Origin of the sequence: Paraburkholderia ginsengiterrae (assembly GCF_001645125.1) — a bacterium.
Lineage (GTDB): Bacteria > Pseudomonadota > Gammaproteobacteria > Burkholderiales > Burkholderiaceae > Paraburkholderia > Paraburkholderia ginsengiterrae.
In genome coordinates this window covers 1-16,331 of the sequence record NZ_LXKA01000337.1, presented here as the reverse complement: position 1 = coordinate 16,331, position 16,331 = coordinate 1, and the positions used below count along the sequence as shown (strand labels likewise).

The following is a 16,331-nucleotide window of genomic DNA, read 5'->3' as shown; positions in this document are numbered from 1 at the left end:
ATTACGCTGCCGATAGAAATGCGGCGGTTCGTAGATGAAGAGCTTCGGCGAGGTCGTACGCCTCCGCGGGAGAACATGGGGCAAGCGTCCATGTCTCCATGTTCGAAGTCCAGCGAAAAAACGCGTCGACCTGAAGTCGCTCGTCCGCGGACGCAGAGAGGGCCACCAGCAGATGCTCGACGACATCTGCATCAGGATGGTCAAGGCCATCAATGCTCCCACCTCGTCTCTCGGCGACTTCGCAGCAACAATAATAAAGGCTTTCCCAGGCGCATTTGAGGCGCGTCGCCGGTGACAGTTCGCCATGCTTTGCATCACGCAGATATTCGCGACTTGCAGCCATACGCCAACTCTCACTTTTGTTCATGATTTCGCATCCATCGTGCGTCGGCTTCCGGCCAGCAAGGAGACTCGTACGTCTCTCCGGCATCACTGCATGCTGCCATTGACAGCAAGCCATTCCCGAAGTTGTTTGCGTGCTTCTGGTGCGCCGAGTGCCGTTTCCGGGTCTGTGTGCAAAAAATGCTGCTCAAAGTCCGATGGCACGCCCCAAGCCTCGTCATCAAGCGCTAGCCAAGTTGTCAGGCCATGCTTCACGGCATGGCGAATGACGGTCATGGCTTTGGCAGAGCCATTGCTGATTTCGCTTAGACGAGGCGGCGTGTGGAGCGTCGTCGCGACCAGTCTGTGACGCAACTGGTCTGGTAGCAGCGCGATGGTCTTACCTGCGCCTAAGCTTTGCAGCCAAGAGGTGGTGACGATTATCTGAACTTGAGGCCAAGGTGCGAGGACCTCCACAAGATAGGGCGCGAACTCGAACAGCATCCGGCCTGAGTCCAAAGTCACAACGCCGCTGTCGTCCATCAGTCCGTGTCCGATGTTCAATACACCCCCGTAGCTGAGATAGAGCGTTGGGGCATCGGAGGCCAACTCATTGAGATGCTCAATTGTCGTCATCGCCTCCTCCGTTTGCGCGCGCGGCGCAGTTCCGTTGGTACGCCCGGCACATGTAGCGTCGATGGCACGTCAGCAGCGGCCAGCACATATAGCAGCGCGCTCCGTTGTTTTGCCGCGCACACCTTGTCACTACGGGGGCTAAGCATCGCGTTGTGAAACGCGCGGCACAGAAGGCGAAAGACCAGCTGTTTCGACATTCCGTGCTCACCGCGCCGGGTGAGCGCACGCCGGCGCCGCGTCTGATGTAGTCTCAGCAGACGCGCCAACTCTTTCGCGACCCCGCTAAGCGCATAGGAAAGAACGCGAGTTGTCCCGTGACTGAATGCGTTCCGCACTCTCGGTCGTTTGGCCTTCACCTCGGGCACTCCGGTTTCGGAGAGACGTCGGAAGAGAGCGAATCCGGAGTGCCGAACATTAGCTCGAGACGGCGAGCAAACAGTTCCTGCACGTCTTTGTCCCCGAGGCCGACGCTTCGTTGGCAGTGAATCAGGTGAGACTCGTAGCCGTCAAAGCCTTGCCGGTCGTCGTCGACTGCAAGCCAGCGGGTGAGCCTGTGATGCCTCACGTGCCGAAGGACTTGGGCGCCCCTTGTGATGTAGCCCCATACAGGCGCGAGCTCGTCTCCCGGGTGATAGGTTGAGTCAACGATTCGGGCCCGTAGCGAGGCAGTCGGGAAGCGGGACCGTGTCTCCTCGAATCCCAGCTCCTGCACCCACGATGTGCTCAGCACGATAACGACTTCTTTGAACGGAGCGAGAAGTTGCTCAAGCACGTTGGCGAACTCGAAGAATGGGGTGTCAGGCGACCCTGGTATGATTCCGTGCTTCGTTCGGTACGCGTCGCTGCGATGCAAGGTGTGGTCGAGGTCCGTGTAGAGCACGGCCGAGGCAGCCGTCAGGGAATTCGGAGTGCGCGTCCCGTCGCCAAGGGCGTTGCCCGTTTCTCGCGGCGAGTCCTGATTCATGTCCGCTTGCTCTTAGGTGTACCCCAGATTCCCGGCAAAGCGGCGGCGGATTTGGCTAGGTCGACGTCGAGGGGGTAGTGCAGGAGCAAGCCGATGGTGACAGCGCTCACCAGATTGGCCATGGCAATCTCCTCCCCAGCGGCTAGCGTCTGAAGCAACTGCCGAGTGTCGACGACAGCCCGCGTTCTTTCGTCAGAGGTTGTCATTGCCAATTTTCCTCGGATAGCTCGTCCGTAACGTCGTGGTAACTCGAGACTTGGTTGCGTTCGCACCATTGGTCCCAGACGTATTGACAGACGCTGGCGAACCCCGGAGGTCCAATCAACACATACACCCGTCCAGACAACGTGATGCCTTGTCGCCTGTCAGCGTCGAGGAGTTGAATGGAAGAACTGACGCGGCCGTTGTAGCTCTGGGCGTTCCTCCCGACAAAGTGGCGCTCGCCATCTGGAACAATCTCGAAAATTCGCCACTGTAGTAGTTCGATGACCGGTTGCTCACTCACCGAAGCTGCCATCCATATGGGCATACTCGACTCCGCAATCTGACGTGGGCGCGAATCGGTGGTTGGGCCGGTACTGTCCACAAACCTCGCAGGCCATTTAAGGGCGCTGGGTCGCGCTTTTCTAAAGCATGCAGGCGGTGCGAGCCTACTAAGGTAAGGCTCAAGGGGAGGAAAGAGTCATGTCTGATTTTCGTTTGGCGACGCTTCAAAAGTGAGATAAATATCTCATTTTCATTCTAGGTCGTTTGCGAGAGAACACAAGCTCCGCGAAATGGGGCGGCAGCGCTCAGTTCACTTGTAGAACGGCGCGCAGTCCATCTTCTTGGGGTCAGGCGCTCTCGTTGCCTTCCAGAGGTTCGCGGTCGAAATTCGCGGCCGCATGCAAATCGGCGAAGTCCAGGTAGTGTTCGAGGCTACTGCTACCGAGCGCGGCTATGCATTGAAGAAATAGGGAGAGTGCGACGGAGCCGGAAGTTAGGTGACCGGTGAGCGTGCGCTGGGAGATGTCCGTGCCCATCTGTCCTAGACGCCGAGTTAACTCGGCCGGCGTCACCCATGGCTGACGTGCGAGCTCTGCTGCGACCACGGCGCTCGCCCTGTCGTCCCAATCACCGCTTGCGTGGATGGCAGCCTGCCAGAGGGCTGGCGCAGTAGCTCCCGTTACGGAGATTACCTGGAGAAGGAGGCTCAGCCTCATTGTGCCGCGTGAAATTCGGTTCGTCAGCGCACGTACCGACTCCGGCGAACCGCTTTCGGCAAGCTCCTCGATGAGCTCGGCATAGGTCTTATCCTTGCGCGCGAGCGCAACGCGGATAACTCTAGATGCGAGACTTTGCCAAACCGAATCGACCTCGCTCACGTCAGATTTCCTTGTTTTCTACCGCGTTTGTCCTAGACTGCAAGTGAGAGATAAATCTCACTTTGGCAAGATAAAAAAACAGCACATGCGAGTACCCACCGCACCGGGGGTACGCAGAACTGACGGCCAGCAGTCGATTCTAGATGGATGGGCAGGCGACCACCAGCTTTCACCGTCGCCCCTTTGCCTCACGCCGGGTGACGCCAGCGATATCGTCCGGTTGATTTCGCTGACGGCGCCCACGGTGCATCCGACGACTATCTCATTTGCCGGCCTGCAGGGTGCATATCAGGCAACTCAAATAAACGTTTGCAAACCGCGGGGTTCTTTGCGCAACTTAACGGTGCGTGCGCCTCGCCTACCGTAATGCACCGGACCTCCGATAGCAATCCGTGTCGTTACGCGGAGGGCGGAGATTTTGCGCCAACGTGGCTGGCACTGGAACACGCGTGTAGTCGCTCATTTAAAGCGGAGGGGCGTGTGACCAGGATTGGGCTTCATTTTATAGCCGACTTGCATTCAGCCGTTATAGCGGCCCGTATGAAGATGCATACGAGATTATATAAAGTGATAGCCCGAACGTGCTGGTGCGATTTGGCCGCGATTGCGCAGTAAATTTATTTTAGATTTTTCGGGGCGTGCGCACGGAAGCCCGATGAAATAAGCCTTTCGTACTCGACTTTAGGTGTCAGCATTGTGTTCACCAGCACATACACTGTGTATATGATGAGGATATCTAACATCATAACCATATGATTTGTAAGTAATTTATAAAAATTATAAATTTTAAGAAATACCGGCCTTTTTTTAGAAATCTGGAGGGGTTATTGACGGTCGGCGGGAATTGTGCATCCAAACTTTCTCTGCGTCGGAAACGCGTTAAGTCCCGCTGACTCAAAAAAGATTTGAATTTTTTTGAGACTGCCAATTCTTTGTTCAGAAAGGGAAAACGCCTCGACACTGCCACGAACGGCATTGAGAATCAAACATGACCTCTTGCAACGAACCGCTCAGCGTGAAATTATCCCCTCCACTTTGAATCACATGGGTCCTAGAGACATGCCGCGGAAGAAAAGATACGGAAGGGAGGCCGCTTCTAAAGTTATCTAAAACGTTCGAGGCTAAAGTTTGTTGAGCCCGATGTCCAGATGAGCATACTGCAGTTGTGCCCGACTCGGACCGCATCGCGAACCTCTAAGCGGCGCGGCGCCAAGGCAGGGGCCAACGAATTTTGTCTCAGCAGGGCGTGTAACTCTGATGAGCGAGCGTATCGGGAAAACGGGTTGGCACGGTAGTCATCGAACACCTACCTGAGGCACTTGATGTAAGGCATCGCGATGACGGCAATCATCGCGGTGAATCGAACCAGCGCGGAACCGCGCGAGGAGTAAGAAATGTAAGAAACCGATGACCCACCGCTTGGTCGACGGATTCAATCGACTAAAGACGACCGGTAAACGAAAAAAGGGACAGCGGCAACCGTCCCCTTTTGTCGTGGCGCACCCTCGAAAGGGACACACCGCAGTTCAGACAACTGCAGTCTCTCACGAGCGCGAGCCGGCGTCAACTCGCGCCTATGCCTTCGCCCGGAAGGCAGGGGCCTACTCGTCCCAAATGCGTCTTCGCGAGAGGCAAAAAAGTGTTGTATTTCAGTAAGTTAGACTCAACGCCCGATGTGGCGCCTGCCAACCTTCATAGCAGCGGAAAATCGTGTCTCAGGCGCGCTGATGCGTCTATCGGCGGACGAAACGCAGTTCGATTTCCTTCGCGCCAGCGCGGAAGCGCATTTGCCCCGGGTCTGCGTTGGTTCGCGGCAGCCGGCGAAGGAATCGGCTTCTTCCGGCCGCGAATTGCATCTCGACATTTGCGCGGGGCCGTGTTCCCGAATCGGGAGTCCGCGTGATGACGACCACAGAGAGCGGCGCTGATGGCGTAATTGAGGTGCTTCAGCCATCTCCAGTTCCAAACAACCCTTGCCTGGACTACCTGCCGGTTTGGAATGGTTTCGACGATGCGATGGACAGGCTAACCGTGGAGCCTACCCGGCTTGGCAATGGCCGCATGGAGTCCGACGGTGTTGCCAACTTCCCCACTTCAGTTCAAGCGCATCTGATTCGAGCAATCGTTGAGGCGATGTTTTTCAGCACGTTTGAGCGTAATCCGGCGGATTTTGAGTACCAGCGCCTGATGTTTAACGCGTCAGCAGTCCTAGCTGAGACCGAGGACTGTCACGGGCACGCCATCCCTACAAAAGCTATATCCGTCCGCAATGGTGGAGCTCGAGGCATTTTCGTGTTCATGCCCGCCGAGATGGGCCAGGACACACTGGTGAAAGCTATCGAAGACTATGTTGGCACGCAGAGCAAGTGGTTCTACGTGAACACTCCGCACAGAGGTCCAATCGAAGTCAACAAGGTCAAGTCGCTCACGGTCCGGTTTCCGCCAAATGGCTCTCCGAAGCGCTTCGTGAAAACTCTGCTGCACGCAATCGACAGTGCGGCGCAAACGGGCTATGCAAATGAAACGACCGGTCCGTTTCACCGACTCCCAGATGAGTGCGCATTCGCGATGTGTGCCCTATGCATCCAGCACAACATTGGCGTGATACTCGTTCCGGACATCACTGCGAAAGCACTCGAGCAAAGTGGCGCCTCGGTCCTCCTCGGCGAGCTTTCTCAATTTGCGAAGCTCTCAGGCGTGCCGCTTGTCTGCCTTGGGTCCACGGGAGCGGCCTCTCGTCTCGTCGAACTTGGAGCCACAGCCTCACCGCTCTACAGCAAGGGAGGCGTCAGTATCGCAGCGCTCGAACTTGAGGAGGCCCAATGGGGGCTGTGGACGGAGTATCTATGGGACAACTATCTCCGATTCGTCTTCAACCACGTCATGCCTGACTGGCTGCACAAAGAGCTGTGGAAGCACTCGCGTGGTCACACCGAGGTTGCCACCAAACTCGTCCGACACATTTATGAACGCCGTGAGCTGACTGCCGGCGAAGAGCTCACCCCGGAACTGCTGTCCTCCTTCGCGGAACAGGCGCTGAAACTCGAGCGTGCCCCACTCCGAGCAGTCGCGCACGTCCGGGCGAATCGTCCGACCGCACGGGATGGCGCTCTGCGTTACGCTGACTGGCTTCCACTTGATACGTCCATCGCGGCAATTCCGGCGGTCAACGAGAGCTATTCTGGCTCTCTTTTGCTGCCGCTGATTGGGGAGGCGTCGTGAACGGGCCGACCTACATCCCCGCAGAACCCGGAGAGTCGCTCACAAGCATCGCGGATATGGTGGCCAGAACTACCGGCGACGAGGCTGTCAGAAGCATGTTCCGATGTGCACTTCGAGGCGACTTACTCCTTTACAGCACCCTGCCGTGCAGGTCGGCCGGCCTCTGCGAAGCAACCCGCCTGGCATATGGTGATGCACTGCATGTACTGTCAAAGTACAGTCTGCTTTCTTTCGCGACGTGCGGGATGTCCGCAGACATGGCGGAGAAAGCGACGCGCTGTATTGCGTATCACACGACGAGTCGGACTATGTTTCCACGCATGTTGCCGGGGCTCGAATCCGGCAACCGATACGGGCTGCAGTGCCCAGAGTGCGCTCTCCAGGCGACCGTGACAGCCGGGCGCAGAGTCTCCTATTGCGTGCACTGCATCCCGTACGTGACCAGATGTCCGCGGCACGCTTGCAGGCTCGTTTGCGACCTTGAATGCAGCAGGCTGGAAATGCTTCTGTCAAGCGAGGGAGACAAGGCTCGCGCTAAAAATTCACTTCGATATGCACAGCTCGCCTGCTCCATCAGCGACGATGCTCCGCATGAGCCTCTCTGGCCTCGCATTCATAGCATCCTTTATGAGAAGGGTTACGTCACCGAGCACGGGAAACTGCGAATGGCGGAACTGCACGACTCGTATCGCAAGCTGTTCTCCGCCGGTTTTGAGGACGAACGTCTCTGTCATTTCGTGCACGATACGAGCTTTTTCGATTGCTGCATCAGAGCGGTGCGAAGGGCCGACCGGGCGGCGCCCGCACCGTTTCTGGTCCTGCTCCATTACGCTGCTCGCGACATCGATGCCGCATGTTCGTTGCATCAGCGGTATCCCTCTCGGTCGACGCCGGTAGACGTCGATGCGGCCTTGCGAACATCGAAACGCGCAAGGTGGCTCGAACAGAGCATCTCGCACCAGGAGATGACACGAACACAGATGCGGCACTCTCTATCCGACGTTTGGAGTTGGCTGTACCGGAATGACCGCCCGTGGCTGCAAGAGCACCAACACCCAACCGGTACGCCGGCAGGCGGACGGCGATTCCACGAGATTCCGGCATTCATTAACGTCGCCATCAACCACGATGACGTCGACCTCCGCGAACATCACGGTGGTCGGGAGCCACTCCCGTCGGCATACCAAACCCGTCTCGCGTACGGCATGAATGAGTATCTCTTCAATCGACTGCCCACGATGCCGCCAGCGGTGGGTCGCCAGGCGCAACTTCCAGGCTTGAAAGAGCTCTTCGTTAGCCGACGCGTAGGCATTGCCGTTGAACAACTCGCTCGTGATGGCAAGCCGCTGGACATCGCAACAGTGTCTCGCGCTGCAAGGTTGCGCATTGCAACTGTTTCAAAATTTGGCTTCAAGGTCTCGCTGACAACACATGAAATTAAGGCGACTACATCGGCCCGGCTTGGGTCTTTCTATCTCAAAGGGGGAGATGCTCACGCTGTACCTTCGACGCCTCCGAACAGTGGCGAAGCACAACCTCTCTCCGAATCGCGCATGGATGCTCCCGAGTCGCATGCGTCCGGTGATAGAAATCCTTGAGACTACTGTCGGGTCTGTCGATGATGTTCTTACCAACAACACTCTTTCCCCTCTCGCCTCGCGCTTCATCCCGCCAGAAGATTTCCGCTGTGTCGAGGCGCATTTCCTCGATGACCCGGTCAGTGGCTTACAAGCCAAACAGGGAATGGCAGGACCACGGTCGGGCTGGGCCCGGCACCGGCTGCTGCGATGCGTGCGGTGTCTCGAAGAGGATATTGGTTGCTGCGGTCGCCCATTTTGGCGCCGAGACCATCTGCTGCCGGGAAACTTGTTTTGCGGACTTCACGGTCTCCCGCTGTATGAAGCGTGCGAACTATGTATGGACTACGAGAAGCATCCCGAGCGGGTCCTGCACGCCGGCTATCACTGCGGTTGTGGCCTCAAGCCCATTGCCGAGGCCACATCACTCTCAGACAGACAGGCCGAAACAGAAATGGAGGTCGCTCGAATCGCATCGAAGCTGCTAGAGCCGGACTACCTCCCTCATCTCAACCATGCCAGCGTCGCTCAGGCAATTGCGGAGGCGGCAATGAGGCATGGACTCATACGTGGCGGTAGGTTTTTCTGGAATACCACTAAGGAGTACTTCGCGCAACATTCGCTTCGACCGGTTGTCGAGCGCACTGGAATCGCAATTGAACGTAGTCAAGCGTTTGGGAACATCCTGAAGGGTCGACAGTTTCTTCGTCACCCAATTGAAGCAATCAGCATGCTCAGGGCCCTGAACGCCAGCTGGGACCACGTGGAGAAAATCTTTATGAACAAACCTAATCTGGTAACCATTGAAGAGCAATGCAATCCTGTCAAAACGGCACCGCGGAAGGACTGGACGAAGTATCACCAGAGCTACATCAACCGGAACTTCAAGAGCTTGTTCAGTCGCTACGCTTCCCAGTACGACGAACTTCGGCGCGAGCGTCCCGAGTTGAGCCACGTCCAACTGATGCGACTTCTGCCGACCACGGCTAATGACGTCTTGACAGAGGACTCGCTTGCGGCAGCCGGCTACGACGTGCCGATGGTTCTTAAGAATGGTGTTCGAAATCGGGCGCTCGCTGAGATGCTTGTCGAGTACATCGATACGCGGGCGGAATTTTTGCGTGGGACTCGGTATCCCGGGCGCATCGACCAGCGCGTACTACAGCGGGGATTCGTCCGCCCGAAGGCGCTGAGTGGAAAGGGTATGGCTGAGAAGCTGGTGGGTGTGCCTGAGGCCCTGAAGCGAAATGCGGAGACCGCTGCGGAGTGGAGAGAACGAATTGCGTCGTATGAGAGGCCAGCAAGGGCCCGGTCCATACAACACTTTCATCGGTCGCCAACCAAGTCGACTTCCGACGTCGCGAACAGCTAAGGAAATTCAAATGGTCTTGCGTCAAACTGGCCGCCCGGGTGAGCGCGGTCGCCACTCACATACTTACATCTCACCTTTCGACGTCGCGGCTCAACGTTGGCGACATCCTGACTTCGAGTACGACGATGGCGTCGTTCCCGAAGTGCCGGTCAAAGCGAAGGAAGGATTTCATATCTTTGATTTGGCGCCGCCTTTCGTGTCGCCGTCCCAAATCGTCCTGCCGGCGCACGACCCGTTTGGATGGCCACACGGAGACGCATACACACCACTGCTCAAGGCGCGTACGCCACTGATAAGCACGCGCGCGATTATTCCAGGTTTCAAGCTGGACCGACTGCACCAGGCGCTGTCGATGTCCGAGTTTCGTGTGATGGTGAAGCTCGCACTGCATCCCGCCGTCTGGGACTTTCGCGAGCAGTACGGCATCTACAACCGCCAAGCGTATTGGCGCGCTGAGGCGAAAGGTGAACGCATGCGCCGTTCGGACCTGATGACAATCGATGTCATCGTCACGTATGTCCAGCCGCCAGACTTTAAGCTGAAGTATCACGCCATCTCCATAAAGCATGGCAGCTATCTGCCAACAGACGAGCAACTCAGCCGCGAGGAGCGTGAACGTGCTGCGATGGCAGAAAGAGGATGGACCTGGGAGCTCATTCGAGGTGATGCAATATCGATGACGGAATTTGGAAACCTGAGGCTCGTCCTCATTTTCGCGCGCGAGCAAAACCTTCCGTCCCTCTACGTTGCCGCGCAAGAGTTTGCGCCAATTGTCATTCGTAGCAGCAGCCGAGGTAGCCTGGACGCGGTCATGGAACGTGTCTCGCGCACAATGTGCATTGGTCTCGACGAGGCGTATCACAGGTTCGCAGCCTCGGTTGCATATGGCTTCCTCCAGCTTGACCACAACTACGAGCTAGATACGGACTTGAGGCTGCATCTCGTTCGTAGCGGCTGGCGTACGAGGGCCACCGCTAAAGCGAGGTCAGGAGCATGAGCCAGTCCAAAGCTGAAAAGCTCACGCCGGTATCTAGGTTGAAGCCGCGTGCGGCGGACGCTGCGACGATAGTACGACTTCAGCAACCGCAGGAAGAGTGGCCCAAAGGTCTGTTTCGATTTGCGATGCTGAAGCGGTTTCGCGATGGCGAGAATGTGCGTTATCGGGCAATTTGCTGGAATGCGGTCGACAGACAGCTTCATGTGCTTAAGCTCGTCCCCAATGGCGCCCCGATGGGGCCGGGAGAGTGGTATGTGTGGTCCGCCGACGCGCCTGACTCGCCCTTGAAGGACATCAGGCGCGCGGACGAATCCGTAGTGCCCGAATACATGACGAAGCCGCTCACTGAACTCCCAAAAGAACTAAAGAAGGGGCTTAACGGCCACGCACGGCGCCGGCGAATCGTGCAAGCATTTTGCTCCCTGGACGTTGGGGGAAAGGGCCAGGAAGAGGACATGATGTTCAACGACGATGTGGTCGTGAACACTCAGGCGCGACTCGAAGCGCAGCGCTTTGTCCGGGATTCGCTCGGTAAACCGCACGGTTGGGAGTCGCACATAAGGAAGCTCTTCCATCAGTTTTGCCATTTCGGAGGTGCAAACGGCGCCATGTTGGCGCAACACAACGAGAAAGGTGGGCGCATAAGGACGCGGGTGGGGACGTTGAAAATCAAACCGGGCCGACTATCTGATGAGGAGGAACGAGCCAAAAGACGAAGCGAAGTCACTGGGAAGCCCGTCAAATACAGGCGTCCGCCAACGAATCTCGATGACGAGAAGAAGTTCGTCGATGTGCTGACACGCTACTGGGCCAACAAGCGCTTCAGCCTAGGGAGGACTTACGCCAAGCTTTGTCTTGAGCACTACGCGGACGTTGACGAGCGCGAGATTCCGACGGTTGACACTTTCCGTTACCACTCGAGGCGCTTGATAGTAGAGCATGACCTGGTGGCAGTTCGAAATCGGACAGTGATTCATGAACAATATTACGGTGCTCGAGTGGGTACGGCCACTGACTACACTCAAGGAAAAATTGAGATTGTCGACGTTGACGGCTTCACCCCAAAAATTTTCATCAGAGTGAAAGTCAGGAACAAGTGGAAGACCACTCAAGTGAAGGTGATATTTGCGGTGTCCCGCAATACTCATGCAGTACTAGCCGCGGAAATTGTGTTGAGAGGTGAGAGCGCGGTTGCTTATCGCAGATGCATCGCCTCATGTTTTTTAAGCAAGGCTGAGCGGGCAAAGGAGTTGGGGCTTGAGTCGAGTGATGGGCTCGTACACGGAAACATCGATGGAGTGTTTGTCGACAATGGCGCGGGACCAGCGAAGGAAAACGTTCAGGTCGCCTGCGGGGAGATGAGGCTCTCGTACGAACTGGCGCCACCAGGACGAGGAGATTACAAACCGGTAGGAGAGAACTTGAACTCGCTGATGGTGCAGTTCTGCGAGGAGGAAGCCAGCGGCCATAACCGGAAGCATGACAAGGTCCAACAGGAAGAGCGCAGACGCGCCAGAAGAGCGCGCGGTGTATCGATACGGCAGCTCGAAACGCTAATTTACAAGGCCATGCAGCACCACAACCTTACCGCGGACAGGTCGTATCTGCGTGGCTACGCCGCTATGAAAGAGGGTTGGGAAGGCACACCGGCGCAAAACTTTGAGGCATCGCAGTTGAAGCGGCGAGGTGACGCACGGAGGGAATGGACGGAAAGGGACGTACTCGCCAGGTTCGTGCCTTGGAAGAAATATAAGGTCCGCCGAGGATTGGTCTATTTCAAGCGCAAGGTTCGGTATACGTCAGCGGACCTGGTGACACTCTGGAACAACCACGTGAAGATTCCAAAAGAGCAGCGTCGTCCACTTATCGTTTCCGTCAAGCGTTTGGAAGGAAGTCCTCACTGCCTTATCTGGAAGATGCCCAATCGGGAGGAAGGCCTCCTGAAGTTAATTGAGGCGGATGCGATGCGTATCCGCCAAATGTCTTGGGCAGAGCTCGACATGACGCTAGAAGCTACCTCCATGCTGAAACCTACGGCCGATAGTAGAAGGCGAGCGAGCCGTGACCGCGTGACGGTTGAGCAAGATGAACTGATTACAGCGCGCGAGCAGGTCTTGCAGGCAAACGGCGACGTTATTGAGCTCGAGGGGACCTCGATATCTGACGCCAAGGCGCGGGCCACGGCACAGTTTGACCGCAAATGGGGCGATAAGGAGGCCGCTGCTGCTGGCATTGACACCAAGCAGCTTGTCGCGCCCATGCCTACGGAAACATCGAAGTCAACTGCGGCTGACCAAGCATACGCGGCAAGAATTCGTGAAAAGAAGCTAGCGCGTAGCCGGGGCGTCGGTGAGACTCATCTCCACTAGCACTCGCGAGGAAAGGTCATGGGCCGGCTCGCCCGCACGGGTATTGCCGGCTCTTTTAGGAGCAAATTATGAACGGTTGGGACGCTGTTTTCTTTCCCCCATCAAAACGCTACGCCCACGAGATGGCACTACGGCTCAGGATGATTGCGGGCGCACGACGATTGTCAAGGATTCGCGCTAGAAACGTCTTCGCCCAGTTGTGCGGCTACGGAGACTGGGACGACCTCGACGATAACTTGATGAATGACCGGATTACCGTCACGGTTTGGGACGATGAACTTGACCCGGATACGTTCAGCGAGCGAATGGACATGCAGATTGGTCCAGTCGTTGCCGCTCTGCATATATCGGTGAATCGCGCGATGGCCATCCTTGATGCTTTGCAGCCGTCGCGGCGTCAGCACGCACCGACGAACGACGGCTTGGACGACTTCTGTGCGAAATTCGACGAGTGGCTTGTTCACACGCGCCCGCTATCGGTGTTCCCGACCTCGAGAAAATTGCCACGTACCGCTGCGCAGTTGAGAGAGATGGTCCGTGACTGCCCGACGTTGTACAGAAAAGCGCCGAAGCCAAGCGGGACGGCGCGCAAACGCTTCTAACTCTGGTGCCGGGAGAAATCAGCTTGACATCATTCTCGTGCGAATTCGGGCGACTTGCATGTGTCCAGAAGCGTTTACGCTTTCCGTAAGGTGTTGATTGCACATCGTGTTTTGTCGATGTGGCCTGAAACCCGGGTTCTGTAAACGCATCTAATTCTGCTATGCAGGCCGCGCGAGGTCGCTGGTGACAATATGTTCGCCATACACCTGCGCGGCCGCGATTGCTTCCAGCTTGGTCGCATACGGCCCGAGTTCCGGTGCGCCGTCGAACGGAAACAGCACGCGGCCGTCGGTGGTGCGAACCACTTTCAACAGCCCGAAGAAACGCCGGTAGCCGGCGAGTTTCGAGCCGGCCGAAATTTCAAAATCGTCTTCCGACGTCGCGGGGACGCTCGGAATAAATACGGTCTTGCTCATACCTGAAGCATCTCTTGTTCAATAAGTCGCCAGCGGCACGAAAGGGAAAGCCTACGCCTGATCGCGTCCTGCGAAGACATGCGCGGGCGGCGTCCATTGTCTCAAATCTGCGTGGATTCGGCCGGCGACCCTGACGGCGATGCAACCGGCGGCCGTCGGAATCGTCAAGCGCCTTTGAGCGCCGCTGCGTGCTCCGCCGCCAGCGCGACGTCGCGCTCGCTCACATTCACGAAGCTCGGCCGCGAGCAAATGCGTTCGGCGTACTGGCACAGGATAGGGGTCTCGGGCACCAGCTTGAACATCATCCCCCAATGCAGGGCGATGCCCCACAACACGTCCGCCGCCGACATCGTCGCTCCGAGCAGGTAAGGCGCGGGCTGCAACTGGCTCGTCAACGTCCCGATCATTGAATCGAAGTCGCCGTAGGGTGAAGTGGAGGGCGGCGCCGGATCGCGCTTCATCGCCTTGTCGACCAGCGCCGGCTCGTAACACGCCGCGTAGTACACCAGCCACCGCAGATACGGCCCACGCGACGCGTCGCCGAGCGCAGGAGCGAGGCGCGCCTCGGGAAACAGGTCCGCGAGATAGATGAAGATGGCGACCTGTTCGGTCACCAGCGCATCGCCATGAAGAATCGCCGGCACCTTGCCAAGCGGATTGATGGCGAGATAGGGGGCCTTGCGCTGCTCGCCCGCCTTCATGTTCAGCACTTTCAACTCATACGGCGCGCCGAGTTCTTCGAGCAACGTGAGGACACTGACGGAGCGGCATTGGGGCGAGTGGAACAGCGTGATCGTGCGGTCTGTCGACATGGCTGAAACCTTCCGGAAAGAGCATGGTGGAAGAGAACCGGCGGCGGTGAGCAGCGCGCCGGAGACACGTTCATCCTATGCCTGCATACCTGTCAGTTTGTGTCAGGTATGACTACACTTGTCGGCATGAGAGCGAGCCGCCTTCTTTCCATCCTGATGACGCTGCAGGCACGCGGCCGGGTGACCGCGCAGCTGCTGGCCGACGAATGCGCGGTGTCGTTGCGTACCATTTATCGCGACATCGACGCCTTGAGCGCCGCCGGCGTCCCGGTTCATAGCGAGCGCGGTGCGGACGGCGGCTATCGTCTGCTCGACGGCTATCGCACGCGGCTGAATGGGCTGTCCTCACAGGAGGCGGAAGCGCTGTTTCTCGGCGGCCTGCCAGGGCCGATGCAGGCGCTCGGTTTAGGCGCGGTCATGGCCGGTGCGCAGACCAAGTTGCTGGCCGCGCTGCCGGTCGAGTTGCGCGCGACCGCGGAGCGTATGCGCTCGCGTTTCCATCTGGACGCGCCGGCGTGGTTTTCCGAAGCGGATCAGCCTGAGCATCTGCCGCTGATCGCCCGAGCCGTGTGGGAGCAGCATCCGCTGCAGATTCGCTATCAGAGCTGGAAGGCGGAGAAGTTTCGCCGCATCGAGCCGCTCGGCATCGTGCTGAAAAGCGGGGCTTGGTACGTAGTCGGGCGCGTGTGCCCCGACGTTCGCATCTACCGCATTTCGCGCATTCTCGAATTGAGCCTGCTCGACGAAACGTTTGAACGGCCACCTGCATTCGACCTTGCCGCGTACTGGGAGGACAGCACGCAGCGTCTGTCCGAGGAGATGCACGCGAACGAAGCGACGCTGCGTCTCTCGCCGTGGGGCATGCAGATGCTCGAGGCCTTCACGTCGCCGTTCGCGCGCTCGGCGGCGCGCATCGGCGAGCCGGATCCCGTGGACGGCTGGCGCACGGTGGTGTTGCCAGTCGGTTCGGTGCGGCAGGCTTGCGCGGAATTACTGCGTTTCGGTACCGAGGCGGAAGTACTGGCGCCGCCCGAGTTGCGTACTCGCATGTCGGAAGTGGCAGCTGCCCTGCATCGCCGCTATACCGAATAACGGCGCGAGGTTGTCCGCTGCGGATGGTCTTATATGCCGTGTGGGATGACCGATATATTGTCGGAATGTGGCGTCATTCACGGCGACGTCATACGCGCTGCATAGAGTTCGGCCCCATTAAAAACGCCAATACATAGGGGCTTTTCATGTCACAACGCAGCGGGTTGCGTGCAATTCTCATGGTCGTTTGCGCGGCCCTACTCGGTCTGATCGTCGCAGCATGCGGCTCGTCGTCCTCGTCGGTGAAACTGACCGGACAGCAGCAGATCAGACACGTTTTCGTCATCACGCTCGAAAACGAAAACTACACGACCACCTTCGGCGCCAACAGCAAGGCACCGTATCTTTCGCAGACGCTCGCCTCGCAGGGTGCGATGGTGCAGCAGTACTACGGCACGGGGCACGTGAGCCTCGACAACTACATCTCGATGATCAGCGGTCAGGCGCCGACGCCTGAGACGGACAACGACTGCATCACGTATCAGGACTACAAGCTCACCGGCACGACGCCGGACGGGCAGGCGTCCGGCGTCGTGCCGGTGAGCTTGTAGTCCTGATACGTGATGCAGTCGTTGTCCGTCTCAGG

15 protein-coding genes and 1 pseudogene are annotated in these 16,331 nt (G+C 57.8%); 9 read left to right on the top strand and 7 right to left on the bottom strand.

What is annotated here, in order from left to right; genetic code table 11:
• Position 1: 1 nt before the first annotated feature.
• The 5 genes from A6V37_RS40980 to A6V37_RS26560 all read right to left on the bottom strand — a co-directional run bounded on the left by A6V37_RS40980 (position 2) and on the right by A6V37_RS26560 (position 3,285).
• Positions 2–367: a hypothetical protein gene (locus tag A6V37_RS40980; RefSeq protein WP_131799881.1), complete on the bottom strand. Its 366-nt coding sequence runs from the start codon at positions 365–367 to the stop codon at positions 2–4.
• Between the two features lie 62 nt (positions 368–429).
• The gene (locus A6V37_RS26580) at positions 430–957 is read right to left on the bottom strand and encodes an HAD domain-containing protein (protein WP_064268266.1); all 528 of its coding nucleotides are present in this window, start codon (positions 955–957) and stop codon (positions 430–432) included.
• A gap of 352 nt (positions 958–1,309) precedes the next feature.
• A complete protein-coding gene (locus A6V37_RS26575) occupies positions 1,310–1,921 on the bottom strand; it encodes an HAD domain-containing protein (RefSeq protein WP_082902733.1) in 612 nt (203 codons plus the stop codon).
• Positions 1,918–2,127 carry a BPSL0761 family protein gene (locus A6V37_RS43060; RefSeq protein WP_064268267.1) on the bottom strand — a complete coding sequence of 70 codons (210 nt, stop codon included), beginning with the start codon at positions 2,125–2,127 and terminating at the stop codon, positions 1,918–1,920. The genes A6V37_RS26575 and A6V37_RS43060 overlap by 4 nt, the downstream gene beginning before the upstream one ends.
• 627 nt (positions 2,128–2,754) lie before the next feature.
• Positions 2,755–3,285 (bottom strand): DUF6471 domain-containing protein, encoded by a 531-nt coding sequence (locus A6V37_RS26560; RefSeq protein WP_064268269.1) that lies wholly within the window; start codon positions 3,283–3,285, stop codon positions 2,755–2,757.
• Positions 3,286–5,187: 1,902 nt separating this feature from the next.
• On the opposite strand from A6V37_RS26560, the gene A6V37_RS26555 reads away from it, so the two are divergent.
• The 7 genes and pseudogenes from A6V37_RS26555 to A6V37_RS26525 all read left to right on the top strand — a co-directional run bounded on the left by A6V37_RS26555 (position 5,188) and on the right by A6V37_RS26525 (position 13,424).
• Entirely contained in the window at positions 5,188–6,507 is a 1,320-nt protein-coding gene (locus A6V37_RS26555; protein WP_064268270.1) for a hypothetical protein, read from the top strand.
• Between the two features lie 500 nt (positions 6,508–7,007).
• On the top strand, positions 7,008–8,105 hold the full coding sequence (locus A6V37_RS40975; protein ID WP_165614445.1) for a TnsD family Tn7-like transposition protein: 1,098 nt from the start codon (positions 7,008–7,010) through the stop codon (positions 8,103–8,105).
• A pseudogene (locus A6V37_RS43225) lies at positions 7,996–8,343 on the top strand (hypothetical protein); the annotation flags it as partial. The gene A6V37_RS40975 and the pseudogene A6V37_RS43225, both read left to right, overlap by 110 nt.
• A gap of 81 nt (positions 8,344–8,424) precedes the next feature.
• The gene (locus tag A6V37_RS26540) at positions 8,425–9,456 is read left to right on the top strand and encodes a hypothetical protein (RefSeq protein ID WP_064268273.1); all 1,032 of its coding nucleotides are present in this window, start codon (positions 8,425–8,427) and stop codon (positions 9,454–9,456) included.
• A gap of 10 nt (positions 9,457–9,466) precedes the next feature.
• On the top strand, positions 9,467–10,453 hold the full coding sequence (locus tag A6V37_RS26535; RefSeq protein ID WP_064268274.1) for a TnsA endonuclease N-terminal domain-containing protein: 987 nt from the start codon (positions 9,467–9,469) through the stop codon (positions 10,451–10,453).
• On the top strand, positions 10,450–12,822 hold the full coding sequence (locus A6V37_RS26530) for a hypothetical protein (RefSeq protein ID WP_064268275.1): 2,373 nt from the start codon (positions 10,450–10,452) through the stop codon (positions 12,820–12,822). Before A6V37_RS26535 ends, A6V37_RS26530 begins: the two co-directional genes overlap by 4 nt.
• Positions 12,823–12,890: 68 nt before the next feature.
• Complete coding sequence (locus A6V37_RS26525; RefSeq protein WP_064268276.1) at positions 12,891–13,424, top strand: hypothetical protein; 534 nt, start codon at positions 12,891–12,893, stop codon at positions 13,422–13,424.
• Positions 13,425–13,583: 159 nt separating this feature from the next.
• Here the strand turns inward: A6V37_RS26525 and A6V37_RS26520 are convergent, their stop codons facing one another.
• Both A6V37_RS26520 and A6V37_RS26515 read right to left on the bottom strand, forming a co-directional pair.
• Positions 13,584–13,841 carry a DUF6723 family protein gene (locus A6V37_RS26520; protein ID WP_064268277.1) on the bottom strand — a complete coding sequence of 86 codons (258 nt, stop codon included), beginning with the start codon at positions 13,839–13,841 and terminating at the stop codon, positions 13,584–13,586.
• Positions 13,842–14,005: 164 nt separating this feature from the next.
• Positions 14,006–14,653, bottom strand: coding sequence for a glutathione S-transferase family protein (locus tag A6V37_RS26515; protein WP_064268278.1), 648 nt, complete (start codon positions 14,651–14,653; stop codon positions 14,006–14,008).
• A gap of 108 nt (positions 14,654–14,761) precedes the next feature.
• Between A6V37_RS26515 and A6V37_RS26510 the strand changes: the two genes are divergently transcribed.
• Both A6V37_RS26510 and A6V37_RS26505 read left to right on the top strand, forming a co-directional pair.
• Complete coding sequence (locus A6V37_RS26510) at positions 14,762–15,745, top strand: helix-turn-helix transcriptional regulator (protein WP_242665814.1); 984 nt, start codon at positions 14,762–14,764, stop codon at positions 15,743–15,745.
• Between the two features lie 146 nt (positions 15,746–15,891).
• Positions 15,892–16,296 (top strand): hypothetical protein, encoded by a 405-nt coding sequence (locus A6V37_RS26505; RefSeq protein ID WP_425262288.1) that lies wholly within the window; start codon positions 15,892–15,894, stop codon positions 16,294–16,296.
• The last annotated feature ends 35 nt before the right edge of the window (positions 16,297–16,331 follow it).